At 65.3% G+C, this 25,746-nt stretch carries 26 protein-coding genes; 11 read left to right on the forward strand and 15 right to left on the reverse strand.

Annotated features, from left to right (window positions below):
• Positions 1-96 precede the first annotated feature (96 nt).
• The 3 genes from JO236_RS01350 (at position 97) to JO236_RS01360 (ending at position 2,098) form a co-directional block, all read left to right on the forward strand.
• Complete coding sequence (locus tag JO236_RS01350) at positions 97-315, forward strand: hypothetical protein (RefSeq protein ID WP_293323691.1); 219 nt, start codon at positions 97-99, stop codon at positions 313-315.
• 129 nt (positions 316-444) lie between these two features.
• Positions 445-1,608: an LLM class flavin-dependent oxidoreductase gene (locus tag JO236_RS01355; protein ID WP_293323694.1), complete on the forward strand. Its 1,164-nt coding sequence runs from the start codon at positions 445-447 to the stop codon at positions 1,606-1,608.
• A gap of 97 nt (positions 1,609-1,705) precedes the next feature.
• Positions 1,706-2,098, forward strand: a complete 393-nt coding sequence (locus tag JO236_RS01360) for a hypothetical protein (protein ID WP_293323697.1) — start codon at positions 1,706-1,708, stop codon at positions 2,096-2,098.
• Between the two features lie 91 nt (positions 2,099-2,189).
• Here the strand turns inward: JO236_RS01360 and JO236_RS01365 are convergent, their stop codons facing one another.
• Positions 2,190-2,651: an SRPBCC family protein gene (locus JO236_RS01365; protein ID WP_293323700.1), complete on the reverse strand. Its 462-nt coding sequence runs from the start codon at positions 2,649-2,651 to the stop codon at positions 2,190-2,192.
• Between the two features lie 110 nt (positions 2,652-2,761).
• Here JO236_RS01365 and JO236_RS01370 point away from each other — a divergent pair, with 110 nt between their 5' ends.
• Complete coding sequence (locus tag JO236_RS01370; protein WP_293323703.1) at positions 2,762-3,904, forward strand: serine hydrolase domain-containing protein; 1,143 nt, start codon at positions 2,762-2,764, stop codon at positions 3,902-3,904.
• A 101-nt stretch (positions 3,905-4,005) separates the two neighbouring features.
• Here the strand turns inward: JO236_RS01370 and JO236_RS01375 are convergent, their stop codons facing one another.
• The gene (locus tag JO236_RS01375) at positions 4,006-5,373 is read right to left on the reverse strand and encodes a TIGR00366 family protein (protein ID WP_323802143.1); all 1,368 of its coding nucleotides are present in this window, start codon (positions 5,371-5,373) and stop codon (positions 4,006-4,008) included.
• Positions 5,374-5,636: 263 nt separating this feature from the next.
• Between JO236_RS01375 and JO236_RS01380 the strand changes: the two genes are divergently transcribed.
• Both JO236_RS01380 and JO236_RS01385 read left to right on the forward strand, forming a co-directional pair.
• Positions 5,637-7,472, forward strand: coding sequence for a fatty acyl-AMP ligase (locus JO236_RS01380; protein WP_293323708.1), 1,836 nt, complete (start codon positions 5,637-5,639; stop codon positions 7,470-7,472).
• Positions 7,473-8,234 (forward strand): YqjF family protein, encoded by a 762-nt coding sequence (locus tag JO236_RS01385; protein WP_293323711.1) that lies wholly within the window; start codon positions 7,473-7,475, stop codon positions 8,232-8,234.
• Here the strand turns inward: JO236_RS01385 and JO236_RS01390 are convergent.
• Positions 8,231-9,007, reverse strand: coding sequence for an SDR family oxidoreductase (locus tag JO236_RS01390; RefSeq protein ID WP_293323713.1), 777 nt, complete (start codon positions 9,005-9,007; stop codon positions 8,231-8,233). The genes JO236_RS01385 and JO236_RS01390 overlap by 4 nt on opposite strands.
• Before the next feature lie 19 nt (positions 9,008-9,026).
• Here JO236_RS01390 and JO236_RS01395 point away from each other — a divergent pair, with 19 nt between their 5' ends.
• Positions 9,027-9,500 (forward strand): nuclear transport factor 2 family protein, encoded by a 474-nt coding sequence (locus JO236_RS01395; protein ID WP_293323715.1) that lies wholly within the window; start codon positions 9,027-9,029, stop codon positions 9,498-9,500.
• 46 nt (positions 9,501-9,546) lie between these two features.
• Here the strand turns inward: JO236_RS01395 and JO236_RS01400 are convergent, their stop codons facing one another.
• Positions 9,547-10,272 carry a DJ-1/PfpI family protein gene (locus JO236_RS01400; protein WP_293323718.1) on the reverse strand — a complete coding sequence of 242 codons (726 nt, stop codon included), beginning with the start codon at positions 10,270-10,272 and terminating at the stop codon, positions 9,547-9,549.
• A gap of 12 nt (positions 10,273-10,284) precedes the next feature.
• Positions 10,285-11,232 (reverse strand): GlxA family transcriptional regulator, encoded by a 948-nt coding sequence (locus tag JO236_RS01405; protein WP_293323720.1) that lies wholly within the window; start codon positions 11,230-11,232, stop codon positions 10,285-10,287.
• 111 nt (positions 11,233-11,343) lie between these two features.
• Here JO236_RS01405 and tpx point away from each other — a divergent pair, with 111 nt between their 5' ends.
• Entirely contained in the window at positions 11,344-11,841 is a 498-nt protein-coding gene (tpx, locus tag JO236_RS01410; RefSeq protein ID WP_293323723.1) for a thiol peroxidase, read from the forward strand.
• A 5-nt stretch (positions 11,842-11,846) separates the two neighbouring features.
• On the opposite strand, the gene JO236_RS01415 is transcribed toward tpx, so the two are convergent.
• The 5 genes from JO236_RS01415 to JO236_RS01435 all read right to left on the reverse strand — a co-directional run bounded on the left by JO236_RS01415 (position 11,847) and on the right by JO236_RS01435 (position 16,312).
• On the reverse strand, positions 11,847-12,548 hold the full coding sequence (locus JO236_RS01415) for a class I SAM-dependent methyltransferase (protein WP_293323726.1): 702 nt from the start codon (positions 12,546-12,548) through the stop codon (positions 11,847-11,849).
• Between the two features lie 93 nt (positions 12,549-12,641).
• Positions 12,642-13,541, reverse strand: a complete 900-nt coding sequence (locus JO236_RS01420) for a class I SAM-dependent methyltransferase (RefSeq protein ID WP_293323729.1) — start codon at positions 13,539-13,541, stop codon at positions 12,642-12,644.
• Between the two features lie 101 nt (positions 13,542-13,642).
• Positions 13,643-14,599: a TIGR03564 family F420-dependent LLM class oxidoreductase gene (locus JO236_RS01425; protein ID WP_293323732.1), complete on the reverse strand. Its 957-nt coding sequence runs from the start codon at positions 14,597-14,599 to the stop codon at positions 13,643-13,645.
• 12 nt (positions 14,600-14,611) lie between these two features.
• A complete protein-coding gene (locus JO236_RS01430) occupies positions 14,612-15,379 on the reverse strand; it encodes a hypothetical protein (RefSeq protein WP_293323735.1) in 768 nt (255 codons plus the stop codon).
• A gap of 12 nt (positions 15,380-15,391) precedes the next feature.
• Positions 15,392-16,312 carry an NAD-dependent epimerase/dehydratase family protein gene (locus JO236_RS01435; protein WP_293323738.1) on the reverse strand — a complete coding sequence of 307 codons (921 nt, stop codon included), beginning with the start codon at positions 16,310-16,312 and terminating at the stop codon, positions 15,392-15,394.
• Between the two features lie 57 nt (positions 16,313-16,369).
• Between JO236_RS01435 and JO236_RS01440 the strand changes: the two genes are divergently transcribed.
• Positions 16,370-17,545: an acyl-CoA dehydrogenase family protein gene (locus JO236_RS01440; protein ID WP_293323740.1), complete on the forward strand. Its 1,176-nt coding sequence runs from the start codon at positions 16,370-16,372 to the stop codon at positions 17,543-17,545.
• Positions 17,546-17,573: 28 nt separating this feature from the next.
• On the opposite strand, the gene JO236_RS01445 is transcribed toward JO236_RS01440, so the two are convergent.
• The 4 genes from JO236_RS01445 to JO236_RS01460 are packed head-to-tail and all read right to left on the reverse strand — an operon-like array spanning position 17,574 to position 22,238.
• Entirely contained in the window at positions 17,574-18,551 is a 978-nt protein-coding gene (locus JO236_RS01445) for an NAD-dependent epimerase/dehydratase family protein (RefSeq protein ID WP_293323743.1), read from the reverse strand.
• A 3-nt stretch (positions 18,552-18,554) separates the two neighbouring features.
• Positions 18,555-20,249 (reverse strand): nitric oxide reductase activation protein NorD, encoded by a 1,695-nt coding sequence (locus JO236_RS01450; RefSeq protein WP_293323746.1) that lies wholly within the window; start codon positions 20,247-20,249, stop codon positions 18,555-18,557.
• The gene (locus JO236_RS01455) at positions 20,246-21,061 is read right to left on the reverse strand and encodes a CbbQ/NirQ/NorQ/GpvN family protein (protein WP_293323748.1); all 816 of its coding nucleotides are present in this window, start codon (positions 21,059-21,061) and stop codon (positions 20,246-20,248) included. The genes JO236_RS01450 and JO236_RS01455 overlap by 4 nt, the downstream gene beginning before the upstream one ends.
• Before the next feature lie 4 nt (positions 21,062-21,065).
• A complete protein-coding gene (locus tag JO236_RS01460; protein WP_293323751.1) occupies positions 21,066-22,238 on the reverse strand; it encodes a spirocyclase AveC family protein in 1,173 nt (390 codons plus the stop codon).
• 101 nt (positions 22,239-22,339) lie between these two features.
• Here JO236_RS01460 and JO236_RS01465 point away from each other — a divergent pair, with 101 nt between their 5' ends.
• The gene (locus JO236_RS01465) at positions 22,340-22,942 is read left to right on the forward strand and encodes a TetR/AcrR family transcriptional regulator (RefSeq protein WP_293323754.1); all 603 of its coding nucleotides are present in this window, start codon (positions 22,340-22,342) and stop codon (positions 22,940-22,942) included.
• Positions 22,943-22,969: 27 nt separating this feature from the next.
• Here the strand turns inward: JO236_RS01465 and JO236_RS01470 are convergent, their stop codons facing one another.
• Entirely contained in the window at positions 22,970-24,379 is a 1,410-nt protein-coding gene (locus JO236_RS01470) for an aldehyde dehydrogenase (protein WP_293323757.1), read from the reverse strand.
• Positions 24,380-24,464: 85 nt separating this feature from the next.
• Here JO236_RS01470 and JO236_RS01475 point away from each other — a divergent pair, with 85 nt between their 5' ends.
• On the forward strand, positions 24,465-25,733 hold the full coding sequence (locus tag JO236_RS01475; protein ID WP_293323759.1) for an aromatic ring-hydroxylating oxygenase subunit alpha: 1,269 nt from the start codon (positions 24,465-24,467) through the stop codon (positions 25,731-25,733).
• Positions 25,734-25,746: the final 13 nt, after the last annotated feature.

Consider the following 25,746-nt stretch of genomic DNA (forward strand, 5'->3'; position numbering starts at 1 on the left):
AACAGTTACAGGGGCGTAAACTGAAACTATTGCCTAGAACTACTATTGCCATGGGGCATCGGCGGTGACGGGCCGAATTCGACGAAGGACACCCTGATGAAGATTCAAACCAAGCTCGCAGTGTTCAGCGGTGCGGCCGCGTTGGTTCTCGCGGTCACCGGTGGCGATGTTGCCGGCGCGAGCAACGACGCTGCCAACCCCGGCCCGAGCAGTCACTCGGCATCGAGCCCAGCCAGCGCCCCAGCCGCTGCCGCTCCCCAGCCGGGCGGCACACACGTCGAGCTGACCGGGTGCATTGACGGCGCCAACTGCTAAGCCGAACCGCGCAGGGCCCATGGGATGCCTCACCAGTCCCATGGGCCTTTTTGCGTCGGAGCGCAGGCTGTATCGACCGCAGGGCTAGAGGGTCTAAGGTTCGGGCAGACGGATTGGCAAGGGGACACAATGACCAAGCTCAGGTTCGGCTATTTCATCGCCCCATTTCACCGCGCGGGCACCAACCCGACGCTGGCCCTGCAACGCGACTTGGAGTTCGTCGAACATCTCGACACCCTCGGCTTCGACGAGGTGTGGATCGGGGAGCATCACTCGGCGGGTAGCGAGATCATCAGTTCGCCGGAGGTCTTCATCGCCGCCGCGGCCGAACGCGCCAAGCGGATTCGGTTTGGCACCGGGGTGATCTCGCTCGCATACCACAACCCGCTCTGGGTCGCCGACCGGTTGATGCTGCTGGACCACCTCACGCACGGTCGGGTGATCGGCGGGGTGGGACCGGGATCGCTACCCACCGACTCCGCGATGATCGGACTGACGCCCACCGACACACGCGAGCTCCTCGAAACCAACCTCGACATCGTGGTGCGCTTACTGGCCGGAGAGACGGTGAGCGCCAAGACCGCCACGCACCAGCTCTTCGACGCCCAGTTGCAGCTCGCCCCTTACTCCGACGGCGGGATCCCACTGGCGGTCGCCGCGGTCGCGTCGCCGACGGGCGCGCGGCTGGCCGGCAAACACGGCATCGGCCTGCTGTCCATCGGGGCGACCCTGACCGTCGAGGGCTTCAACGCGCTGTCCTATCACTGGGACATCGTCGAAGAACGTGCCGCCGCCTTTGGCGCACGGGTGGATCGCAACAACTGGAGCCTGGTCTGCCCGATGCACATCGCCGAGACCGACGAACAGGCCCGCGCCGATGTGAAATTCGGCATCGAGTCGTGGTTCCGTTACTTCCAGAAGGTGGCGGCATTCCCCCAGATGACCATGCCGGGAGAGCAACTCGACGAAATGATCGAGATTATCAGCGAGAGCGGAGCAGGCGTCATCGGTTCGCCGGAGCGGGCGCGGGCCCAGGTGCAGCGGTTGTGGGATCAGTCTGGAGGTTTCGGCTGCATGCTGCAGATGGGCCACGAATGGGCCAATCCGGCGGCGACCAAGCGGTCCGCCGAATTGTTCGCCGCCGAAGTGATGCCGCACTTTCAGGGTCAGGCGCAGCCCACCCTGGACGCCGCGGCGCGAGCCGGCGAGGTGCGTGACGGCCTCGCGCAGACGCAGCTGCAAGCCGTCGAGCACATGACCAAGAAGTATCAGGACGAACTCGGGTCGAAATAGCGGCGCCCGGACCGGACGCGTCTGGCTCTGCGCGGTTCACAGCGGAGCGATAAGTGTGACCCAGCGCGCGACTAAGTGTGTAGCGCATACATAGAAGATGACCAATACCCTCCCCTCCCGTCACCACCAAATCAACGCGGCCGACCGGCGGCGAAGCCAATCCCGATCGGCGCAGATACTTTTCGCCGGGGCCGCGGCCGTCGCGATGTTCGCGCTCTTCCAGGCCGCGCGGCCAGGCACCGCCGAAAACCTCCCCTCGCCGAGTTCGGTACGCCTGGCCGACGCGGCCTATCCGCAAACCCCGCCGGGTCTGAACGGCCGCTTCGCCACCGACAGCGACGACGACCAGGCGCAGCTGCAGCAGCAGATTGCCCAGCAGGAGATGCTGCAGGCCGAACAGCAGGCCGAGGAGCAAAACGAACAGGCCCAACAACAGTTCATCCAGGACCAGCTACAGGCCCAACAAACCGAAATCCAAGCCAACCAATAGCTGATCGCAGGAGCGGGACGAACGAGCTGCTACCGCGACTTCAGCCAGCATTGTAAAGCCTTGCGGCACAACGCAGGAACGCTGATCGGCGTCAGCTACCGGACTCGCGCTCGGCCGCCTTCACCAGCCGGCCGGCAAAGAACTTGACCGACCCGCCCATCGCCGCGCGCAGCAGCGGACCCGTTCCGCGAGCCTTCTCGGTAAACGATCCGCTCCAGTGAATGTCGGTGCCGCCCGCCGCATTCGGCGTCAGCACCACCTCGGCTATGTAGTCAGTTACGGGCTGTCGCGGGCCGACCAGCTTGTAGACGTGACGACGGTCCTGCTCGTACTCGACGGTTTCCTCCTGCACGAGTACCGGCCACGCCCCTAGCTTGCGGATGGCCCCGATGCCGCCAGGAGCCGGGTCACCCTCTCGCGCCCAACTCGACTGAAGGACGATCGGCTTCGCCCAGCTCGACCAGTTGCCGCCGTCCGTCACCAGGCGGAACAGCGTTGCGGCCGGCGCGCTGCTGGACGTGTTGACCTCGAATGAAAACTTCCGACCCGACATGTCTGACTCCCGATCTGGCAACTGGAACGGTGCTGCGGGGTACCCTACCCGGCCGAAAAGAACCGGCGAAAAGGACACTGCTGCGGCGACACCGGAGGCATACTCACTACATGCCGAACGGGCCGCGCCGACGATCCCGGAAGGCGTTGTTGGACAAGCACCTACGCTCACTGCCGCTCCTGGCCGCGGTCGTCCTGTTGCTCGTCGCCTGTGGGGGTCGCAACGCGGCTCCCGCCGCCAAGCCGACGTCGCAAACCACGACCATAGACGCGGCTCTGCAGGCCCGTAGCCAGGGGACGCTGGACGAGGCGATCAAGAGCGACGAGCCCGGTTGCTCGGCCGCGGTCGGCCGGGCGGGGACGGTCGTCTGGACCGGGGTCCGCGGGGTCGCCGACACGACGACAGGCGACCTGATAACCGCGAGGACAGTATTCGACATCGCCTCGGTGTCCAAGCAGTTCACCGCCACGGCGGTCCTGCTGCTGGCCCAGGCGGGAAAGCTCGCCATCGATGACACGCTGGCCAAACACATGCCCGAGCTGCCGGCGTGGGCCGCCACCGTCAGCCTCACGCAGCTGATGCACCACACCAGCGGCATCCCCGACTACACCGGCCTGCTCGAAGAGCATGGATACCGGCTCACCGACCGCACGACCGAGGACGAAGCGCTGCAGGCTGTTTCGGGCGTCCAAGGGCTGAACTTCAAGCCCGGCAACCGATTCGAGTACTCGAACTCGAACTATCTGCTGCTCGGTGAGATCGTCCACCGCGCATCGGGTCAGCCGCTGCCGCAGTATCTGAGCGCGGCGATCTTCCAGCCGCTGAGGGTGACGATGGTCCTGGACCCGGTCGGCAAGATTGCGGACAAGGCGTTGTCCTACGCGAAGACCGACGACGGGTACCAGCTCGCAGGCTCCGCGTGGGAGCAGATCGGCGACGGCGGCATCCAGACCACACCAAGCCAACTGGTGCGGTGGGCCGACAACTACCGAACGGGCGCCGTGGGCGGCAAGGCGTTGCTCGACTCGCAACTGGCCGGAGCAGTCCAGACCGAATCCGGTGGCGCCGACCGCTACGGCGCCGGCATCTATCTACTTGCCAACGGAGCGCTCGATCACGACGGCTCCTGGGCCGGCTTCGTCACCGCCTTCCGCGTCGGCATGGACCGACGCACGTCGCTGGCCGTCAGCTGCAACACCGACGGACAGGACCCAGAGTCCCTCGCCGACTCACTGACGCAACTCTGGATGTAACCCACCCGGCCGCCACCCGCCCGCCACCCCGGCCGTGAGCGTGCGCAGCTGTACAGGGATTGCGGCGTGTCACCGTACAGACGCGCACGCTCGCGGGGGGGTCAAATGACGTGGGGCGCAATCAGAACCGCGGCACCGGCCACGACGAAGCCGATGAAGAAGGCGATGATCGTAAAGCCCATCACCTGCCGAACATTCAGCTTGGCGATCGCGAGCAAGGGCAGCAGCCAAAACGGCTGGATCATGTTCGCGACGCCCTCGCCGATCGCCACCGCCATCGAGATCAGGCCTAGGTAGGCCGGCGAGTGCTGACCGATCGCGAGCGCCGAGCCCACCGCGATCGGCCCCTGAACGCCCCAGTGCCCGCCGCCCGACGGCACGAACAACGAGATCACGACGGACCCGACGAACGTCAGCAGCGGCAGGGTGTTCTGGTCGGCACCGCGCACCAGCGCCTCGGCGAGCACCGTCTGCAGCGCCTTGCCGTGTTCGGTCGGCAGATAGGCCAACAGGCCGACGATGCCACCGTAAAGGGGATACTGCAGCAGCAGCGGGCCGGACACCTTCGCCGCACCGGAGAAGGCCCGGATGAAACGAATCGGCGTGCGATGCAACAACGCGCTCGTGACGGTGAACAACATGATCATCGACGAGATGTTGAGCGCAAACCCGCTCAGCACGAAATAGGTAATGCCCGCGGCGAACACGAGGACGTTGAGAATCCAGAGGTTCTCCAGCCACTCGGCAAACGTGCGTTTGCGTTGCCGCTCGGCGGTCGCCGGCTGCTCATCCTCGAAGACCGCGGGATCGGGCTCGAGGCTTTGCGTCGGCTCCATGCGCCAGATCGCGAGGGCAAGCAATGCGAGCACCACGATCGCGGACACCCAGCTGTAGGGCTCGAAGATGGTGAGCGTCAACGGCACGTTGGCGCCAGTCTGCTTGTGTATCACGTTGATTGGGCTGCTCGCATCGGTATTCGCCAGCGCGATCGACGACGACAAGCCCTGGGTCCAGATGATGAACCCCATAAACGCCGAAGCGATGAGGTAGCCGAAGTGCGCGCCCTGAAGCCGCTTCGCCACCTGGCGAGCGACCAGAGCACCCGCCACCAGGCCGAGCCCCCAGTTCAAGAACGACAGCACGGCACTGACGCCGAAACACAGCAAGGCCGCTTGGACCTGGTTCTTCGGCCTGCTCGCGATATGGATGATGGCACGCTTCAGGACCGGTGCCTCAGCCAGCGTGTAGCCGGTCACCAGGATGAGCACCATCTGGAAGGCGAAGGTGAAGATGTTCTGCGGTCCCCAAACCCCGCCGTACCACGCCTTGAGCATGCCGGTGGGCGTCGCGCCTTTGACAAGCCACGCGACGAGCCCGGCCACGATGAAGGTGAGGATGACCGCGAACAAGTACGGGTCCGGCATCAGCCGTTCGACGTAACGAACACACAGCGCGGTGAGGTGCTGCATCAGGCCCCGAGGTTCGACCTTCGGCCGCGGCTCCGCCGACTTCACTAGTTCCCTAGCTGGTTCCGTAGCTTGTTCCGTCGCTGACTCCGCCGACTCCCCTGACTCCGCTGTCATGGCACCCGCTTTCTGTGAATTGGAGGCGCGACGCTCAATGAATTCGTAGACGAGCCACCCCACAATCGCAATGGCAACACCCTCCAACGCGCGTGGCCGGGCGTCGCTGCAGGGACAGTGCCGGGTAGCCGGATGAATAGACTGCGGCTATGGATTCCGGTTCCCGGCAGGCCTCCGCGGCCCCACTAGGCCTGCTAGAGATTGAGGACTGCCTGGACGACGAGGGCGCCATCTCGTTGCCGCCGGACACGACGCCGATCTCGCTTATCGAACGCAACGTCGCCAATGTGGGTGACTCCGTCGCATATCGCTACCTGGACTACTCCCGCTCGGAGGGGCACGCGCTCGAGGTGACCTGGGCCCAGTTCGGTGTGCGGCTGCAGGCCATCGGCGCGCGGGTGCAGCAGGTTGCCGGCCCCGGTGACCGGGTAGCGATCCTGGCGCCGCAGGGCATCGACTGGGTCGCCGGATTCTATGCGGCGATCAAGGCGGGCTCCATCGCCGTGCCGCTGTTCGCGCCCGAGCTGCCGGGCCACGCCGAACGCCTCGAGACGGCGCTTCGCGATTCGGCACCCGACGTCGTGCTGACCACAACGGCCGCCAAAGACGCGGTGGAGAACTTTCTGGACCACCTGCCGCAGTTGCGCCGTCCCCACGTCATCGTCCTCGACCAGATACCCGACTCGGCGGGGGAGTTGTTCACGCCGGTCTACCTGGACCCCGACGCCGTTTCCTACCTGCAGTACACGTCGGGCGCCACCCGGCCGCCCGTCGGCGTGGAGATCACCCACCGGGCCGTCCAGACCAACCTCATACAGATGATCCTGTCGATCGACCTGCTGAACCGAAATACGCACGGCGTCAGCTGGTTACCGCTCTACCACGATATGGGTCTGTCGATGATCGGCTTTCCGACCGTGTACGGCGGTCACACCACACTGCTGTCGCCCACGGCGTTCGTCCGCCGGCCGCAGCGCTGGATCCACGCGTTGTCCGCCGGCTCACGAACCGGCCGCGTGGTCACCGCGGCGCCGAACTTCGCCTACGAGTGGGCCGCGCAGCGCGGACTGCCCGCGGCGGGGGAGGACGTCGATCTCGGCAACGTCGTGCTGATCATCGGATCCGAACCGGTGAGCATCGACGCGGTCACCGCGTTCGGTCAAGCGTTCGCGCCCTTCGGATTACCGCGCACGGCGTTCAAGCCGTCGTACGGTATCGCCGAGGCGACACTGATGATCGCAACCATCGGCCATCACGCCGAGACGACAGTCGTCTACCTCGACCGGGAGCAGCTGGGCGAAGGCCGGGCGGTACAGGTTGCAGCGGACGACGCCAACGCCGTCGTGCAGGTGTCCTGCGGCCAGGTCGCCCGCAGCCTGTGGGGCGTGATCGTGAACCCGGACACCGGAGCTGAACTGCCCGACGGTCGAGTCGGCGAGCTCTGGTTGCAGGGCGACAACGTCGGCCGCGGTTACTGGGGACGACCCGAGGAAACTCGGCTGACGTTCGGCAACAAACTACGCACGACCCGCCCCGAAGGCAGCCATGCCGCAGGCTCGGCGATCGACGGAAACTGGCTGCGGACAGGCGATCTGGCGGTATACCTCGATGGTGACCTGTACGTCACCGGCCGGATCGCGGACCTGGTGACCATTGCTGGCCGCAACCACTATCCGCAGGACATCGAGGCGACCACCGCGGAGGCGTCGCCAATGGTAAGACGCGGATACATAACGGCTTTCGCGGTGCCCGAAGGCTCGGGCCAGAGGCTGGTGATTGTCGCCGAACGTGCCGCGGGCACCAGCCGCGTTGATCCGCAGCCGGCGATCGAAGCTATCCGCTCGGCGGTGTCAGCCCGCCACCGGCTGGCGGTCTCCGACCTGGTGTTGTTGCCGGCCGGAGCCATCCCGCGGACCACCAGCGGCAAGCTGGCCCGCGTGGCCTGCCGCGCCCAGTATCTCGACGGCACACTCGGCGTCCGATAGATGACCGCGGAATCCAATGCCAGCCAGGCACTTGCGGGCTACCCGGTGACTCCGCCACCGTGGTCCGGCCCGGTCACCGTCGACCAGCGCTGGAGCGATCTGACATTCGTCCACTGGCCGGTGCGACCCGCAAGCGTCGTTCGCCTGTACCCGCCCGGTACCCGTCCCGACGTCTTCATCGACGGCATGACCTACGTGGCACTGGTCCCTTTTGCCCTGAGCCACACCAAGGTTGGCGCCGCACTGGCATTGCCGTATTTCGGGCGGTTTCCAGAGACCAACATCCGGCTGTATTCGATCGACGATGCCGGCCGGCATGGCGTTCTTTTCCGATCGCTGGAAACCGCCCGGCTGGCCGTCGTGCCTGTCACCCGGATCGGCCTCGGCGTCCCCTATAACTGGGCCAAGATGCGGGTAGCGCGGGCCGGCGGCCAGATCACTTATGGCAGTGTGCGGCGTTGGCCTCGGCGCGGACTGCGCAGCCTGCTGACGATCAACATCGGCGCCACCGTCGAACCCACGCCGCTGGAAGTCTGGCTCACGGCCCGTTGGGGTGCGCACACCCGTAAGGCCGGCCGGACGTGGTGGGTCCCCAACCGACACGGGCCATGGCCGTTGCAGGCGGCCGAGATCGTCGAGCTGCACGACGAACTGCTCGACGCCAGCGGGGTGCGACCCGCCGGCGATCGGTTGCGTGCGCTGTATTCACCCGGTGTGCGAACGCATTTCGGCCGTCCGTGCCTCGTGCGAGAAAAGGCTTAAGGGCAGGTGTATCCGCCGTCGATCACCAGGTCGGAGCCGGTCATGTAGCTGGACGCGTCGCTGGCCAGGTAGAGGTACAGGCCGGTGAGCTCCTCGGGACGGCCGATGCGGCCGAGGGGTATTTTCGGTTCCCACAACGCGTGATACTCGGCCAAGGGCTCGACCAGATCGGTGCGGATGTAGCCCGGGCTGACGCTGTTCACTCGGATGTTGTGCGCGGCGAGCTCGACCGCCAAGGCCTTCGTCAGGTGAAGGACGGCCGCCTTGGATGTGCAGTAGTGGCCCACCTGCTGCGGGATGTTGATGATGTGGCCCGACATCGAGGCGGTGGTGATGATGACCCCGCCCTGTCCCTGCCGGACCATCGTTCTGGCCGCGGCCTGGGCCGTCAGGAACACGCCCGTGACGTTGGTGTTCTGGATGCGCTCGAACTCTTGCGGCGTCATATCCAGCATCGGGGTGACTGTGACGATGCCGGCGTTGCAGACGGCGATGTCGATCCCGCCCCACTCCGAGGTCATCCGGTCCAGCATGCTGGTCACCTGCTCGGGCTGGGTCACGTCACAAGAGATGGGCAGTGCCCTGCCGCTGGCCCCAGCGATCTCCGTGATCTCCTCGCAGACTTCCTGCAAAGCCTCGGAATGCCTTGCGGCGACGGCTACTTGAGCACCGGCCTCCGCGTAGGCCAGGGCCACCTTCTTGCCGATGCCGCTCGATCCGCCGGTCACCAACGCCCGCTTGCCGTGCAAATTAAACAGGTCCAACACGCTCATAGGCTCTAGTGTGTCCGGTATGGGCAGGTTCCCCAAAGCGGAGATCGAGCAAGCCGTCGCGCACTACACCACCGTCGTCGAAGGGTGCAGCTCTTCGGGCGACTGGGGACCCTTCGCGGACCTGTTCACCCAAGACGTCGTCTACACCGAGCACCACTACGGGGTGTTCCACGGGCGCGAGGCGGTGCGGGATTGGATCGTCACCGTCATGGCCCCGTTCCCGCACATGCGTTTTCCGTCGGATTGGATCGCCTACGACGAGGACAACGACGCTGTCGTCATCATGATCAGGAACATGCTCGATCACCCGACCGACCCGCACGGGGAACCGTTCTGGTTTCCGAACTGGACTCGACTGGTCTACGCCGGCGACGGCCTGTTCTCCAGCGAGGAAGACATCTACAACCCCAACCGCGACGCGCCGGCCGCCGTCGGCGCCTGGCTGCAGGCCGGCGGGCAGTTCGCGTCCGACGAGTTCCTACAGCCCCGCTAGGCGACCCGCTTCGCCCGGCTGCGCCGCGCTCGCGATCGCAAGCGCGTCACCCCCTGCGTCTGCGCCGCGACCGGGCCACCGCCAGCGCCTGATCCCAGGCCAGCATCGTCGTAGCTTTCAGGTTGGCCGGCTTCACGCTGTCCTTGGACAGCAGCGCGGTCGCGGCGGCTTTCGTGGCCGCCGACGCCTTGGACATATGGCCGGAGTCGAACGGCGGCTGCGGGTCATATTCGATCGCGAGCTGGATAGCCTTCGCGCGGCCTTCACCGCCCACCTCGGCGGCCAGCATTAGCGCCAGGTCGAGGCCGGCTGACACACCAGCGCTGGTAATGATGTTGTCCTGACGCACTATTCGCTGGTCGGCGATGGGAACGGCGCCAAACGCCTTCAGTGCGCCAACGGAGATCCAGTGCGACGTGGCACGCCGGTCCTTGAGCAGGCCCGCCGCCGCCAGGATCACCGAGCCCGAACACACTGACGTGGTCCAGGCGGCGCTCTGGTGCGCCTGACGTAGCCAGTCCAGCAGCTTCTCGTCACGCGCATGCACCGGTGTCGACGGGCCTCCCGGCACCAAAATGATGTCGGGCGAAGGTGTTTCGGCCAGAGAATGGGTTGCACCGATGACGAGCACCCCGGAGTCCGCGGTGATCGGCCCGGTGTCGTGCCACACGAACCGTACCTGGGCGTGCGGCAGCTGCCGCAGCACCTCGTACGGGCCGATCATGTCGAGTGCGGTGAAGCCCGGGTAGGCGACGAAAGCGATTTGGGTCATCGCTGTTCTCCTCTATGCGAAGGTCTTTCGGTACTGGTCGGGTGAGACGCCGACACGGCGAAGGAAGTTGCGCCGCATGGTTTCAGCGGTGCCAAAGCCGCAGCGGGTGGCGATGGCCACCACGGTGTCGTCGGTCTCCTCCAACTGACGTCTGGCGGCTTCGGTGCGCACACGTTCGACGTACTGGCCGGGCGCCTCACCGACCTCGTCGGTAAAGACCCGAGTGAAATGGCGTGAGCTCATCGCCGCCCGCCGGGCCAGTTCGTCGATGCTGTGCGCACCACCCGGTGCGGCCTCGATGGCCTCCTGCACGTCGCGAATGGAGGTTCGCTTGGCCCGCGGCATCCACACCGGGGCCGCGAACTGGGTCTGCCCGCCGGGGCGGCGCAGGTAGAGCACGAGCCAACGTGCCACCGTTTGCGCGACCTCGGTGCCGTGATCGTCCTCGACCAGCGCCAGCGCCAGGTCGATTCCGGCGGTGACGCCCGCGGCGGTCCACACCGTCTCCGCGCTACGGATGAAGATGGGGTCCGGATCCACGTCGACGGCGGGAAACTCACGAGCCAACCGCCGGGCGAACGCCCAGTGCGTGGTCGCGCGGCGGCCGTCGAGCAACCCTGCCTCGGCGGCCAGGAACGCGCCCGTGCAGACGGTGACGACGCGGCGGGCGCCTGCCGATACGGCCTTGACCCAGTCGATGAGCGCGGCATTGGAGCGCGCGCTATCGACACCCGAGCCGCCGGGCAGCACGACGGTGTCGAGGGGGTCGCCGGGATCGGGCAGCTGCGTCGTCACGAAAGCCAGGCCCGTCGCCGTGGCCACCGGTTGGCCGTCGATCGAGGCCATCGAGACGTCGTAACCGCCGCCCGTGAGCAGCGCCGCCCCGGTGAACACCTCGTGCGGCCCAACGACGTCGAGCGCCTGCACGCCGGGGAAGCCGACGACGACCTTGCGGGACATGCACTCAGTGTTGGCCACCCAACCTTGTGTCGTCTACGCCATGCACCCCACAGATCAGGACAGCGCCTACCTGCCCCCAGGTCGCGCGACTCGCCTTGGCAGACTGTGCCCATGGCACAGATAACTTTGCGTGGAAACCCGATCAATACCGTCGGCGAGCTTCCTGCCGTCGGATCTCAAGCCCCAGCCTTCAATTTGACGGGCGCCGACCTGGGCTCGGTCAGTAACGACCAGTTCGGCGGTAAGCCGGTGTTGCTCAATATCTTTCCCTCGATCGACACCCCGGTGTGCGCGACGAGCGTGCGCACCTTCAACGAGCGCGCCGCCGGAAGCGGTGTGTCCGTGGTGAACGTGTCGAAGGATCTGCCGTTCGCACAGAAGCGATTCTGCGGCGGCGAAGGCATCGAGAACGTGGCGACGGCCTCGGCGTTCCGGGACAGCTTCGGCGAGGACTACGGTGTCACGATCGCCGATGGCCCCATGGCCGGGTTGCTTGCCCGCGCGGTGGTGGTCATCGGCGCCGACGGCAACGTCTCCTACACCGAACTGGTGCCCGAAATCGCGCAGGAGCCCGACTACGACGCTGCCCTTGCCGCGCTGAGCGGCTAGCCTCGCTAGCCGCGATGGGCACAGAGCAGCCAGGCCCGCAGCGATTTGCGGCCGTTGGCCTCATCGCGGATGTCGGCACCGGCGAAGGCCGCAAAGCCGTCGAGGAAACTGTCGGGCACGTTGGCGTGGATGCGCGCCGGCCGGAGCTCGTCGACCACCCAGTACCTGGAGACCGCCTCACGCAGCTCGTCCTCGGTGACCGGGTTGACCGGACCATCGGCCGGCATGCTGTCGCGGTCGAATACCAGCACGAAGTAGGACGCCCCCGGTGCGGCGGCGCGCGCGATCGACCGCTGGTAGCCATCGCGCAATTCGACCGGCATCGAGTGGAACAGCGTGCTGTCGACAATCGTCCCGAAGCGGCCTTCTGATCCCGCTGGGTAGCCGTCGAAGGCGGTGATGTCTGCGACGTCGAAGCTGGCGTTGGTCAGACCCCGCCTGGCGGCTTCCTCGCGCGCGAGCTTGACGGCCGTGGGCGACTGGTCCAGGCCGACCGTGGTGAATCCGCGTTCGGCCAGGTACAGCGACACGGCCGCCTCGCCACAACCCGCGTCAAGCACATCGCCGTGGAACTTCCCGGCATCGATCAGCGCCGCGATCTCAGGCTGGGGTTCGCCGATGCTCCACGGCGGCCGATTACCCTCGCCCGTCTCGGGAGCCTCGCCCCGGTAGGCGGATTCGAACATCTCTACAGTCGGCTGAGTCATGTTTCCCTTTATATCAACCTAGCTGATATATGACAACTGTGTTGATACGCCGCGGGGAAACGGGTCGCGGCCCAGCGCATCTCGCGCGCGTTTTTAAACGCGTGTCGCCGTCAAGTAGCCGGAGGCGTCGCCGAAGGAGCCCAGGTCGTCCTGGGGCACCGCGAACCCGTGGGCGAAGTAGGCCTGCTCGGTCGTCAGGACATCCGCCCGCCAGCCGTGTGCGGCGAGGTAATCGGCGGCGGTGTTGCGTTCGCCGGTGTAGAACAATTCGGCCAGGTTGATCTTGGAGCCGACGCGCCGCGACCGCTCGGTGAGCTTTTGCGCCCAGTCCGGCGGGATCTTCCCCAAGTCCAGGTGTTCGGTCGCGATCCGACTTCCGGGTGCCGAGAGCTCCGCCATGTCGTCGAACAAGCGGTCCTGCGCCTCGGGCGGCAAGTAAATTAGCAAGCCCTCCGCGCTCCATGCGGTCGGCTGCTGCGCGTCGAATCCCGCCGCCGCAAGGGCGGATGGCCAATCGTCCCGCAGATCGATCGCCACCGTGCGGCGCCGCGCGGTGGGTTCGGCGCCGAGGTCGGCCAGCGTCCGCGTCTTGAACTCGATGACCTCGGGTTGGTCGATCTCGTAGACCACAGCGCCGGCCGGCCAGGGCAGTCGGTAAGCCCGGGTGTCCAGCCCGGACGCCAAAATCACCGCTTGCCGGATGCCGGCGTCGGTCGCGTCAATGAAGAAGTCGTCGAAAAAGCGGGTACGCACGGTGATCTGCTCTTTCACGGCCTGGCGGCTCATCAGGGGTTCGTCGGAGCGCTCGAACTCATCGTCGATCAGTTTGACGAAGGTGTCGATGCCCACCGCCCGGACGAGCGGGTCAGCCCAGGGGTCGTTCAGCAGGGCATTGGGCCCCTTGGAAGCGATCGCCCGCTGCGTGGCGACCGCCGTTGCTGTCGCTCCGACGCTGGACGCCAGATCCCAGGTGTCGTTCTCGGTGCGGCTCACACCCAATTCCTCTCCGCGGCTTCCGCGCATTAATTAGCTTGTATAACTGATGTCATCACTGTACGCCCGCGCCGCGTCTGCGCCAGACACTGAGAAGACACTCAGAACTCGGACGCCAGCGCTGCCAGGTACTCCTGGGTGCGGCGCCGTGATGCGCTTCGGGATCTTGCGTCCTCGCCGAGGGGGACGATCCGGGCGGCAAGATCGCTGACCCCGGCGTCCCGATAGCCGCGCAGCCTGGCCAGGACGGCCGATTCGTCGCCCGCCGCCATGGTGTCCCCGACGTCCCGGGCGTCACCGTGCTCGAGCAGTCGAACGTAGTTGGGGGAGAAGTCCGCGTGACCGAGCACCGCGCTGGCATAGGCGCGGGCGCCGTCGACTTCATTGGCCGAGCACAGGGCCACCGGTACCCCCGCGACGACGCGACAATCGTGGTGACCAACGGCTTTCGCGGCTTGGGCTAGGCGGGGAACGACGTAGTCCCCAATCGCCCGCTCGTCCGCCATCCACAGGATGGTTCCCTCGGTGCGTTCACCGGCGAGGCGCAGCATTGCCGGTCCGAGTGCGGCGAGCAGCACGGGGACGCTGTACGTGTCGGTGACATCGACCGGGCTGTGCACCTGATAGCTGGCGTTGTCCACCACTGTCGCCCCGGGACCCGCGAACGCCGCACCCAGCACTTCGACGTAGTCGCGGACCAGAGCGGCGGGCCGCTCGTAGCGGAGCCCGAGCTGGTCGGAGATGATCCAGTGGTGCGATGGGCCGATGCCGAGGGTGAACCGCCCGGCACACGCGACCTGTGTGGTCAATGCCTGCTGCGCCATGATGAGCGGATGGCGCGTCTGAATCGGCACCACCGCCGTGCCGATCTCGATGCTCTCGGTGACCTGCCCGAGCAGCGCGGCGGCAGTCATAGCGTCAAGATAGCCGGGCACCTGCGGAATCCAGAACGACGCGAAACCCTGTGCCTCAGCTGCCTTTCCGTCGTCCAGCAGTCCCGATAGCCGGTCCGCACGCGAGCGTTCCTTGTCGGAACCGACCATCAACCCAAGTCTCATAAAGGCCTGCGTTCAGGGCACATAGCGATTCCATTCGTGCGGCACCACGGTGTGAAACGGCGCAGCGAACAGTGGCCTGATGACGCCGTCGCTCCACCGCTCTTCCAGCGCCGGCCGCAGTCGTTGCGCGGTGAAAACCGGGTCGTCATCCAGAAAGCAGTACGAGATCGTCTGTCCCGCAGGCGCACTGGCCAGGCTGGCCGCGACGGGCCGTGAATCGGCGGACCAGACGCCGGCAACGCCCTCGATGCCGACCAGGTTCTCCGGCATCATCGCACTAGTGTCGGTGTTGCCTTCTGTGTTTGTTTCCAAAAGCAGGTACACGCCGACGGCCGGCCACCACGGCAGCACGTCAGCCCCGATTTTGATCCGTGGCGCGGCCGCCTTGCCCGCGACGGCGTAGACCCCGCGTTCGACGGGCGGCAACAGGGGCAATTTGCGCCCGGCGTCGCCCAATGCCGTCGAAAGCTGGTTAAACGCCGCGAGTCCGGTTGTGTCCGTGAAGAAGTAGGACATCACGTGGTCGACGGGAGTAAAGCGATCGGTACCGGTAGCGCGCGCATTGCGGCATCGCGGAGTGGACACCAGCCGCAGTGACGCGCGTAACGCGGCCAGCCGGTGCTGTTCGGGCCTATGGTCCAAGGTGTGCCAGCGCAGGTACTCGGCGTCGGTGCCCTCGGGATGGCGCGTCGCCATCGAGACGAACAGTGTGGTGATGTCTCCGCGGCCCGCTGCGAGCACGTCGCCGACCTCGTCCGAGGGTGTGCCGGGTAGCAGCATCGATACCGCCCTTCAGGCTTTGGTCGAATCGGGTTGGGCAAGGGCGATTTCGGGATGACGCGCTTCGATCATCCGCCGAAAGCCTTCGCGCCAGCCGACTTTCGTCCGTCCCAGTACCTCGTGCATGTGGTTGACGTCCGGCCACAGCGGCGTGTGCGCGTCGGCCACGTATTCAAAGATGGGATCGACACCCACCAACTCACCCATGTAGGTGCAATAGTCCTCGACGCTGACCGTCTCGCTGCCGGCCCAGTTCACCACGACGGGTGGCGTCGCAGCGACCTCCATGGCCCTGATGCCCAGTTCGACGTAGTCGTCCTCATAGATCGGGTTGTAGTTGTTCGGCCGGTCCGGGTACAGGCGAATCGGCCTGTGCGCCAACATCGCATCGAGTCGATCGGCCGGGGCACCACCTTGGGGCCCGTAGGTCGAACAGATCCGGATGATCGTGAGCGGGATCCGGTGTCGCTTGGCGACCCAGGTGCATACGGCCTCGGCGGCGACCTTTGAGAAGCTGTAATTCGCTCGCAGCGGCATTCCCGGCGGATCCGATTCGACCAGGGGCCGCCGACCTTGGTACTGGTAAATCGATCCCGTCGAGCAGAATACGAATCCCTTTGCGGCGCGGCACCAATACAGCAAGTCACCGGAGCGCTGCGCGTTCGTCTCGACGCACGACGTCCATGCGTTGCCGCCGGGGTCCACTGCCGCGTGGAAAACGTAGGTGAAATCGTCGGGCAGCGCGGAGAAGTCGCCCACGCTGATGTCCAGCGCGAGCGGGGTGATTCCGGCGTTGATCAAGGTTTCGCGGTCGGTCGGGTTTCGCAGGCGGGCGGCGCCCCAGACCTCGTTGCGCTGCGCCAGGGCACGCGCTATCGGGAAGCCAATCTTCCCCGTCGCGCCGGTGATCAGGATCTTCTCTGAACCGAGCATCCCATTAGTCATAGCGCACGGCGCCGCAGATGTTAAGTACTTGATATATTGGCGGGTGTGCAGCTCACCTTCGGGGACGAGGTAGAGGCTTTTCGCGCGGAGTTCATCCGATTCCTCGATGACCACCTCCCTACCGAAGCGCAGGCCGTGGAGCGGTCGCTGTCGACGTCGCACATACCGAAGTGGGCCCGCCGCTGGCAGCGGCTTCAGTTCGACCACGGTTGGCTGCTGCCCGGCAACACGCCCGAATTCGGCGGCCGAAACGCCGGCATCCTGCAGCAATTCGTGCATCGCGAGGAATTGTCGCGCCGCCGCGTCTACCAGAGTTTCAACCCGCAGGGGGTGGGCATCATCGCCGCCTCCTTGCTGTCGTTCGGAAGCGACGAGCAAAAGCAGAAGTGGGCGATTCCCATCCTGCGTGCAGAGCTGACGGCATCCCTGGGCATGAGCGAACCCGGTGCGGGATCCGATCTCGCGGGCCTGCGCACCCGCGCGGTCCGCGAGGGGGACCACTTCGTGGTCAACGGGCAGAAGGTGTGGACCTCCGGCGCGCACGACGCCGACGTCCTGCTCACCTTTGTTCGAACCGATCCCGACGCGCCCAAACACAAAGGCATCAGCGCGCTGCTCATTCCCGCCGGCGCGCCGGGCATCACGCGCCGGCCATTCCCCGCGGTGTATGACCGCGACAGTCTGGACTTCAACGAGGTGTTCTTCACCGACGTCCGCGTGCCCGCCGAGAACCTTGTCGGCCCGCTGCACGGCGGATGGCGGGTGGCCAACGGATCGCTCGGCCACGAGCGCACGATGATGTGGATGGCGTTCGCCACCCGCCTCGGGCAGATGCTCGAAGATTTTCGGCCCGTCGGCGCGGTGAACCGGGACCGCTACGCGACGACAGCGATGGACTACCAGGCTCTGCGCCTCCTCGGTTCGGTGGCGCTGGGACAAGCGGCGCGTGGCGAGCGGGATGTGCCGAGTGTGTCCGTTCTCAAGGTGTTGGGATCGGAGGCCGAACAGAACGCTGCCAGGCACGCCCTGCACGCCGCCGGGCTGGACGGCTTGGGCGATCCAGCGCTGACCGCCCGCTATAACCCTTACAGCCCAGACCTTTTCACTGCGAGCTGGTTCGCCCGCTACATCGGCAGCTATGCGGGGACCATCGCCGGCGGCACGTCGGAAATACAGCGCAACATCATTGCCCAGCGGATCCTCGGTCTGCCGACGCGGTGAAGCACGAGCGAGCGCAAAGATCTCGTTCTCAGTTGCTCCTTTGGGTTCGATTCTCTCGCAGGTGAGCAGAACTGCGTGTCACGAACCATGTCGCGAGTGGACGCACGACCCGAATAACCGGTACCAACATGCCGAAATCGTCCTTCATGTCTTGGAGTTGCTCGTTTAGCCCTCGCTGCTGGTACTGAAGGAGGCGTTGACTTTCCTCGGTGTCCACCCAGTCGCCGAAAAACCGGGGAGGCCTAGTTCGCACGAAGGCGTCGACCGGGACGGGCCCAATTCCGATGGCATCCATCAACGCGTTGATGAAGCCGCCATACGTCATCCGACAGCTCGGGCCACCGGCTATGTAAAGGGTCTTACCGATCGACTCCTCGCAGGCTACGGCGCGAGCGAAAGCGGTCCCGGCGTCGGCGGGATGAAGGAACTCGAATCGTGCGTCGGGGCTGAAATCAAACATGATGCTGGGGTTCTGTGCCTGCAGATGGATGGGGGTCACAGCGGCAAGCCGCAGGATGCTCCAGTCCAGCGAGGACTGTCGGATCGCTTGCTCGCAGGCGACCTTCTGGCGCCCATACTCGTCGGTGGGGGATACGGGCGTGTCGACACGCAGCGGCGGTTCGCGATCCTGGATCTCGCCGAAAATGCCCTGTGAGGACGCGAAGACCAGCCGTTTGGCGGTGGGTGAGTCCTCCATCTGCGCGATCAGGCTCCCCGTGGCGTCGATATTCACCCTGCGCGCGAGATCGGGAACCTGGTCTGCGGCAGGCGGAATGATGGCCGCCAGATGAATCACTGCGTCCACCCCCTGCAGTGCGTGCTGCAGCGATTGCGGACGGGTGATGTCGCCCCAGACGAAGTGCGCTTGTCCGTTGAAGCCGGAGGCCAGTTTGCGCGCCCTGCGCGATTCAAGGTCGAAGGCAACGACGTCGTGACCTTCTAGAAGCAACGCCTGCAAAGCGGCCAGGCCGATGTTGCCCAGCGCACCCGTCAGCAACACTCTCACGTCTCATCCTCTCTGATGTTTTGGCGCGCTGAGTTCCCGCAACGCAGCAAGGAACAACTCATCCATCCGGGGGCTCAACTCGGCCAGCGTCGCGGCGCTGGCGTAACTGGCGGAGCCGAAGACGCGTTCGAGCGCAGCGGCCTCAGTGCTGGCGCCAATCGAAAGACACAGGCAGGCAACCCCATCCGCGCGCAGCTCTGTCAGGGCTTGGTAGGCGTCGGCTTCTGCGTAATGGCCTTCGTAGCCGTTGTCGTAGGGGAAACCATCCGACAGCAGGACCAGCAGCCGATTCGGTGTGCCGGCCTCAGTTTTAAGGATTTCGCCCGCACCACGGATGCCGGCGCCAAGGCGTGTGTAGCCCGAAGGTTGAAGTTGGTTGAGCCGGGCCCGCTGAACGGCGCCAAAGCGTTGTGCGAATGTCTTGATCGCCGGCAGATGGACGGCGTTTCGGCCGTGTGATCGAAATGCGTAGACGGCGACGCGGTCGCCGAGCTCTTCGAGCGTGACGGCCAGTATGGCTGCGGCGCGTAGTTGGTGATCGTGTACGGTCAGGCCGTCCGGATCGGCGGCCGTAGCCGATCCGGAGGCATCGACCAAGACGAGGACGCCGAGATTGCGGGCAAGTTTGCGTCGTTCCAAGTAGACGTGCTCGGGTGGCGAATATCCGGATCGCAGATCGATGAAAAGATCGAGGAGCGCCGCGACGTCGAGCTCGTCGCCATCGGCCCGGCCGCGTAGAACCTTGGGGCCGAGGCCAACCCGAGACAAACGTCGTCGGAGCACGTCGTCATGCGGCACAGCCGCAGCCGAAATATCAGCGGCGACAGTCAGCGGGAAATCCATCACCCGGCACCACTCGGGACGATACCGCTCGTTGTATACGTCCCACTCCGGATAGAGCGCCCCGCCCACACCGACGGCCACGCCGGGATTGCGGTCATCGGTGAAATGGATCCGCGTCGGGAGCGGTCGGGCGTGGGGTCCGACCGCATGCATCGGCCGTACGGCACGAACCTGCAGTTCTGCACCGGCGGCACTGTCGCCGGGGAATCGTGAGCTGCCAAGGATTTTGCGGAAATAGTCCAAGAGCGCCCGCGAATGGAACAGGGGATTCTCAAACAGGTTGAGAATGCCGCTTTGCCCCGATCGCCCCCTGTCACCGTCATCGTCGGCCTCGGGCACCTCGCTTAATTCGAATTCCAAGCGCAGTTCGCTTTTGCTGGCGTGTGTGCCCGGTCCGGCAGAGGGCGCCAGCAGCCGAGAGGGTTTAATGACACCGAACCACGCCGGGGAGTCGGCGACTTTGACTCGGCCCCTGGCTATTTCGAGGGATTCGTCAGCGGTCGCGGTGCTCGGCGTCCCGTCGGGGCGGAGCTCGACTGCCAGCGACGTCGTCCCAGCGAGTAGCGCCATCACTCGGCGACCTTCGATCGCCAAGTAGCGTCGCGCTACCGCGGGACGCGCCCATAAAGCCCCGACTAATCGCCGATCGAGACTGCCCGCACCGAGCAGAGCGCTCTGCACCAGCATCTCGCGGCGTTGCTCCACGACTGACCGGCCTGTCGAAACATAAATGACCTGACCATTCGTATGGGCGGGTTCGCCCGCAGGTGCCTCCGCGACATCGATGGACTTGCCGGCAATGAAGGTGGCGAGGAGACGGAACCGGTCAGGGCTGTTCGGACCCGAAGCTGTCACGTCCGGGGCAGGACCGCGTCGACGAGTTCGCCTAGGGCGCGAACGACATTCGCATCGTCAGAGAGGACCTGAACGATGGCGGACTGGACGGCGCTGCGCAGGCTGAGCCCTTCAGCAACGAGGCCGCCGGCGAGGATCAACATCCGGGTCGAGGATACTTCGCGCAGCGGCGAGCCCTGGAGGTTTCGAATCGCGTTGCCTAGCTTGACAAGAGCGCGCGCGGTCTCGGAGTCAATCCCCGCCTCGTGAGCCACCACCTCGGTCTCGAGTTCGGCGGGAGGGAAGCCGAGCTCGATGGCGACAAAACGCTGGCGGGTCGACTCCTTGATGTTCTTCAGAACGCTCTGGTAGCCGGGATTGTAGGAGATCACCAGCTGGAACCCGGGCGCTGCCCGCAATGTCGTGCCGAGCCGGTCGACTGGCAGTTCACGGCGGTGATCGGTGAGCGGATGGATGACCACAGTGGTGTCCTGGCGCGCCTCGACGACCTCATCCAAATAGCAGATCGCGCCGTCGCGCACCGCCCGCGTCAAGGGCCCGTCCACCCAGACCGTTTCTCCGCCTTTAAGCAGGAACCGGCCCACCAGGTCCGCGGACGTCATGTCCTCGTGGCCCGCGACGGTGATCAGATCGCGGCCGAACTCGTGGGCCATCGCCTCCACGAAACGGGTTTTCCCGCATCCCGTCGGCCCCTTCAGCAGCACCGGCAGACCGCGCCGTGCCGCGGCACGAAACACCTCCGCTTCGTCGCCTACCGCCCGGTAGAAAGGCGCTTCCGTGTCAGCAGACACCGCGGTGGGTTGGCTGAGCACTGGCTCACTTCCCGCGATCGAACGGAACTATTGTCGGAAGCTTCACCCCATCCGGAAGGACCAGCTTGCCGTCCGGGTTGATGTAACCGGAGTTCTTGCCGGGAACCGGAACTGCGGGATCCGGGCAGAGCCGATCCGTTCCGTCACCGCAGATACCCATGAGGAAGTACGAGCGCTTCAGGATGTCGGCCGGCCACGGATCCTGGTGCATGGCCAGCCACTGCGCGGGGATGTTGTAGAACACGAAGAAAAACGTGCTGCAGGCCCCGAAAATCGCGAGAAACCGGGTGAATTGTTGCTTCGCAAGTCCCCCCTGGATTCGTTCCAGGCCCCGTTCGACGAACGTCTGGCCACGATCGTCGGTGAAATAGCGCAGGGCGCACAGGCCCGCCTGGACACCACCCCACATGAGTCCCTCGTAAAGCGGCCATTGGTAGTAGGTGCCGGCATTGATCGACAGGGCCCTGATTGCGCCCGGGTAGGTGAAAAGTCCCATCGGCATCAAAAACATGCCTTCGATGACCAGATCGAAGAAAAACGTCCACCCGATCAAAACGCCGATCAAGCCAACGTTGCTGATGTTCGGCCATCGCGATTTGGCTCGGCGCATGACCCAACATCCAAGGATCGTGCACAGTAGAACTCCGTACGAGTAACCCGGGGCATTCATCAAGAGTGGTTCCGCCATCATGCGGCCCGGCTCCCCAAAGGACTGCCACCCCGGAATGTCCTGCACCCATGAGCCTCGGTTGAACATCCAGGTGTTGTACGTGCTCCACGTGTTGAAATAGTTGAGCAGCGGATCCTGGAAGAACAGCAGACCGCAGGCCACCAGCAGCATGCCGTCGGTCGTGATCCGCCGTTCGCGACGCCAGGGCCTGACGATGAAGTAGTAGATGCCGACCGGAAGGCCCGCAACGATGACCGTCGTCCAGGTGATCAGGATGGCCTTCATAAACAGCGGCGGATCGCTCGGCCCAGCGGGCACCCGCACGAAATAGGGCCCGGTGATCCACCGGATCCAGACGTACAGCTGGAATGCCAAAATTGCGCCGCCGATGACGGCCCAGATCCGGACAGCCTTGACCGGGGACGGCGCCTGAGCACCCAGCGTGGCCGCTCCGCCCAGCGACGCGGTCACGCCAGGCGCATTCCTCTTGCCCGATAGCTCGGTCATGCCGCTGCCCCTCCCTCTCGGCCCCGGACCCCGCGCATTAATATACTGCTCAGTATCTGAGAATCTCAATAGACTCTTGCATACCATGGGACAATGTCCGGATGCCAGAGCGCTGGACCCGTGAGCGACGTCTCGAGCACACTCGGTCGCTTCTGCTCGACGCCGCCGAGGAAGTGTTTGCCGAAAAAGGCTTCATGGCGGCCTCTCTCGACGACATCGCTCATGCGGCGGGCTACACCAAAGGTGCGATCTATAAGCACTTCCTTGCCAAGGAAGATCTTTTCTTAGCCGTCAGCGATCGATACTTCCGCCGCTACTTCGACAACTTTGCCGAAGTCATGTCGACCGCAACGCAGATAGGGGCCCAGGAACGCGACAACATCGCGGAACGCTGGCGTGAACTGAGCAAAGACCGCGGCGCCCAGCACGCCGCGCTGGGCCACGAGTTCACGCTGTACCTGCTGCGCAATCCCCGGGCGCAAGAGCGGGTGGCAGAGAAACGGCAACAGGTCGCCAAGTCTTTTGCGAAGTACATCGTCGAGGGGGTGGACCGGCTCGGAGGCACGCTGCTGATGCCTGCCATGACTTTTGCGCAGCTGCTCATTGCCACGACGGACGCCGTCGTGCTCGTCAGCCAACTTGACGACGTCGACCTGTATCGTCCTGCTGTCGAAATGTACGTCTCAGCAATCAAATTTCCGTGAATATGATCCCTTGCTGCACAACCGCTTTCAGCCACCGGGTGCGACCGCGATGGATTTCGCGTCCAGGAAACCGTCCATGCCCTCAGGGCCCAGCTCACGCCCGTAACCGCTGCACTTGACACCGCCGAACGGGGCGAACGGGTCCATGGTGTAGCCCTGGTTGACCCCGAAGGTGCCGGTGCGGACGCGCGCCGCGATCGCCAGGCCCCGCTCGGTGTCCGCGGTCCACACCGAGCCGGCCAGCCCGTAGTCGGAGTCGTTGGCAATCGCCACGGCGCCGTCCTCGTCGCGATACGGGATGACGGTGATGACGGGTCCGAAGATCTCTTCGCGCGCGATGCGCATCGTGTTGTCCGCACCGGCGAACAGCGTGGGTCGCACGTACCAGCCGCGTTCGAGGCCCTCGGGGGATTCGGCACCCCCGATGACCAACCGGGCGCCTTCCTGTTCACCGACCCGGATGTAGTCGCGGACGCGGTGTTGTTGGCGACGCGAGACCAGCGGGCCCAGCTGGGTTTTGGGATCGGCGGGATCGCCGACGCGGAGGCCGGTCATCTCGGCGGCCAGCGCATCGACGTACTCGTCGTGCCGTCGTTCCGGCACCAGGACGCGGGTTAGCGCGTTGCAGATCTGGCCGCTGTTGGACAGGCTGGCAGAGCGGACGCCGGCGGCAACGTTCTCGGGCGGGGCATCATCGAGGACGATGGCGGCGGACTTGCCCCCGAGTTCGAGACTGACCTTGGTGAGGTTGGCCGCGCAGGCCGTTGCGACCGCCCGGCCCGCCGCGGTCGATCCGGTGAACGACACCTTGTCGACACCGGGATGCCCGACCAGGAGCTCGCCCACGTCGCCGCCGCCCGGCAACACGCTCACCACACCCGACGGCAGCTCGATCTCGTCCAGCATCTCAGCCAAAAGCATTGCGTCCAGCGGTGATTCGGGCGCGGGCTTGAGCACGACCGTGCAGCCCGCCAGCAGTGCGGGCACCAGTTTGGTGACGATCAGAAACTGCGGCATGTTCCACGGCACGATCGCGGCGACCACACCGACCGCTTCCTTGCGGACATGCACGTCGGCCCCGAAGAACCCGGTTCGGGTCTCTTGCCACGCATGCCTTTCAGCCAGTTCGCAAAACGCACGAATCATCATGGCGGGCAAGCCGACCTGGGCGCGTTGGGCGAAGGTAATCGGCGCCCCCATCTCCGCGGAGATGGTTTGCGCCATCTCAGCGCGCCGCCGGTCGTACACGTCGGCGAGGCGGCGGACGGTCGCGATCCGCTCCGTTGACTCCAACCGACCCCAGGGCCCAAAGTCGAACGCGGCGCGCGCGGCGCTCACGGCCGCGCCGACGTCGGTCGGCCCGGCCGCGGCGATCTGGGCAATGGATTCCTCGGTGTGCGGCGAGACGACTTCGAAGACACCGGCTTGACCCGTCACAAATCCTCCTACCGGACTAATATCAACTACTTGTGATTATCGCGTCGAGCATATACCGTCGCCTCCGAGTGAGACAGGAGCGATGATGGCTCGATTTCCCAAGCCGCCCGAGGGCAGCTGGACACAGCATTACCCCGAACTGGGCACCGGGCCGGTGTCCTACGAGGACTCAATCAGCCCCGAGATCTACGGCCTCGAGCGCGAGGCGATCTTCAAGCGGGCCTGGCTCAATGTCGGTCGGGTGGAACAACTTCCGCGCAAAGGCAGCTACTTCACCAAGGAGCTGAAGGTCGCCAACACCTCGATTATCTTGGTGCGCACGACATCCGGGGAGATCAAGGCCTACCACAACATCTGCCGCCACCGCGGCAACAAGTTGGTCTGGCACGACATGCCGCTCGAGGAGACCAGCGGCGTGTGCCGCCAGTTCACCTGCAAGTACCACGGCTGGCGTTACGACCTGGACGGCAACCTGAGGTTCGTGCAGCAAGAGGAGGAGTTCTTCGACCTCGACAAGAGCCGCTACGGGCTGGTGTCCGTGCATTGCGATGTCTGGGAAGGCTTCATCTTCGTCAACCTCGCCAAGGCCCCCGAACAGTCGTTGCGGGAGTTTCTCGGGCCGATGATCACCGACCTGGAGGGCTACCCGTTCGACCAGCTGACCTCGCGCTTCTATTACCGCTCGGAGGTCAAGGCGAACTGGAAGCTCTACCTGGACGCGTTCCAGGAGTTCTATCACGCCCCCGTGTTGCATGCGAACCAGTCGCCGACGGCCTATTCCAAGGCGGCCGCCGAGGCTGGCTTCGAGGCGCCACACTACCGGGTGGAAGGCCCGCACCGACTGGTCAGCACGTCGGGCGTGCGGGCCTGGGAGATGGCCGATGAGATGCGCAAGCCGATCGACGATATCTGCCGCAGCGGCCTGTTCGGCCCCTGGGACAAACCTGAATTGGGGGAGATGCCCGCGGGGCTGAACCCCGCCAAATGCGATCCGTGGGGCCTGGATTCGTTCCAGCTGTTCCCGAACTTCGTGATGTTGTTCTGGGGCCAGGGCTGGTATCTGACCTACCACTACTGGCCGACGTCGCATAACAGCCACGTCTTCGAGGGCACGCTCTACTTCCCGCAACCGCGGACGGCGCGCGAGCGCATCGCCCAGGAACTGGCGGCCGTGTCGTTCAAGGAGTACGGGCTGCAGGACGCCAACACCCTCGAAGCCACCCAGTCAATGATCGAATCCCGGGTGCTCGATCGGTTCGTACTGTGCGACCAGGAGGTCCTTATCCGGCATTTGCACAAGGAGACCGCGGCCTGGATCGAGGACTACCAGCAGCGCGTCGCGGCGAGGGTGTGAGCGCGTGTCCCCA

This window comes from Mycobacterium sp. (assembly GCF_019247635.1).
In the GTDB taxonomy this organism is placed as follows: domain Bacteria; phylum Actinomycetota; class Actinomycetes; order Mycobacteriales; family Mycobacteriaceae; genus Mycobacterium.